2 protein-coding genes are annotated in these 2,129 nt (G+C 63.6%); both read left to right on the top strand.

The annotated features are described in order from the left end of the window. Nucleotides 1-1,171: urea ABC transporter permease subunit UrtB (gene urtB, locus EN935_RS32685; protein ID WP_127374059.1), on the top strand; the 1,171-nt coding region annotated here is incomplete at its 5' end. After that, nucleotides 1,168-2,129 (top strand): urea ABC transporter permease subunit UrtC (urtC, locus tag EN935_RS32680; RefSeq protein ID WP_127374058.1); only part of this gene is annotated, 962 nt, incomplete at its 3' end. The genes urtB and urtC, both read left to right, overlap by 4 nt.

The raw sequence follows: 2,129 nt of genomic DNA, 5'->3' as shown, positions 1-2,129 counted from the left end.
CCCTGATGCGGCAAACATCGGGCCGCTCGACACGGCAATCGCCAGCGAGAGCGTGGCCAGCGTCAAGGCTCTGCTCGAACAGGCTCGTGCCGCCTCCGTGCTGGTCTCCGATCAGCCTGAAGCCGACAAGCTTGCTGCCATCGCGCTGATCGGGGCGCGGGGCGACCGCGATGCGGTTTCGCTGCTGACTTCGGTCGAGGCGAATTCCACGGACGCAGTCAAGGAAGCTGCCACGGCCGCGATCGCCAACATCAATTCGACGCTGGCCTTCTGGGATGCCGGTCAGAACATCTGGTACGGCATTTCGCTGGGCTCGGTGCTGCTGCTGGCGGCGATCGGCCTTGCCATCACCTTCGGCGTCATGGGCGTCATCAACATGGCGCATGGCGAGATGGTTATGCTCGGCGCCTACACGACCTTCGTCGTCCAGCAAGTGATCCGTACGTCCTTTCCGAACCTGTTCGACTGGTCGCTGGTCATCGCGCTGCCGCTCGCTTTCCTCGTCTCGGCCCTGGTTGGCCTGATCATCGAGCGCGGCGTCATCCGCTTCCTTTATGGCCGGCCGCTGGAAACACTGCTGGCGACATGGGGCGTTTCGCTCATCCTGCAGCAAGCGGTGCGCTCGATCTTCGGGCCGACCAACCAGGAGGTCGGCAACCCCTCCTGGATGTCGGGCTCGTTCAATGTCGGGCAGCTTGCGATCACCTGGAACCGGCTATGGATCCTGGTTTTCGCGCTCACCGTGTTCGCGGTGCTGCTCTACGTGATGAAGCGCACGCCCTGGGGCCTGCAGATGCGCGCCGTCACCGCCAACCGGCGCATGGCCGCCTCCATGGGCATCAGGACGCCATGGGTCGACGCGCTGACCTTCGCGCTCGGCTCCGGCATCGCCGGCATTGCCGGTGTCGCGCTTAGCCAGATCGACAATGTCTCGCCCAATCTCGGCCGCGGCTACATCATCGACAGCTTCATGGTCGTCGTCTTCGGCGGTGTCGGCAATCTGTGGGGTACGCTTGTCGGCGCCTTCTCGCTCGGCATCGTCAACAAGTTCCTCGAGCCCTATGCCGGTGCGGTGCTTGGCAAGATCGTCGTGCTGGTGCTGATCATCCTGTTCATCCAGAAGCGCCCGCGCGGCCTGTTCGCGCTCAAGGGCAGGGCGGTGGAAGCATGATCACGGGACGCTTCTTCGCTGCCGGCGCGGACAGCCGCATCGCCATCACGATCTTCATCCTGCTGGCGGCGGCCATCGTCGTGCCGCTGCTCAACCTGGCTGTTTCGCCGGCCAACGCCTTCTATGTGCCATCCTATATCGTCGCGCTGACCGGCAAATATCTCTGCTATGCGCTGCTCGCCTTGGCGCTCGATCTTGTCTGGGGCTATTGCGGCATTCTCTCGCTCGGCCACGGCGCCTTCTTCGCGCTCGGCGGTTATGCGATGGGCATGTATCTGATGCGCCAGATCGGCTCGCGCGGCGTCTATGGCAACCCGATCCTGCCCGACTTCATGGTGTTCCTGAACTACAAGGAATTGCCGTGGTTCTGGTATGGCTTCGACCATTTCTGGTTTGCCGGCCTCATGGTGCTGGCGGTGCCTGGCCTGCTGGCTTTCGTCTTCGGCTGGTTCGCCTTCCGCAGCCGCGTCACCGGCGTTTATCTCTCGATCATCACCCAGGCGATGACCTATGCGCTGCTGCTCGCCTTTTTCCGCAACGACATGGGTTTCGGCGGCAACAACGGCCTGACCGATTTCAAGGACATTCTGGGCTTCAACGTGCAGGCCGACGCGACGCGTTCGGCGCTGTTTGCCGCCAGTGCGGTCACGCTCGCGGTCGCCGTCTTCGTCACCTGGGCGATCGTCGGCTCCAAATACGGCAAGCTCTTGATGGCGGTACGCGATGCCGAGAGCCGCACGCGCTTCCTTGGCTGGCGGGCGGAGAACGTAAAACTGTTCGCCTTCACCGTCTCGGCCGTCATGGCCGGCATCGCCGGCGCGCTCTACGTGCCGCAGGTCGGCATCATCAACCCCGGCGAATTCGAGCCGGCCAATTCGATTGAAGTCGTGGTATGGGCGGCCGTCGGCGGGCGCGGCACCATCGTCGGGCCGATCATCGGTGCGTTGCTGGTCAATGC

The sequence above is a fragment of the Mesorhizobium sp. M7D.F.Ca.US.004.03.1.1 genome (genome assembly GCF_003998635.1).
Lineage (GTDB): Bacteria > Pseudomonadota > Alphaproteobacteria > Rhizobiales > Rhizobiaceae > Mesorhizobium > Mesorhizobium loti.
This window is presented reverse-complemented; position numbering and strand designations above follow the sequence as displayed.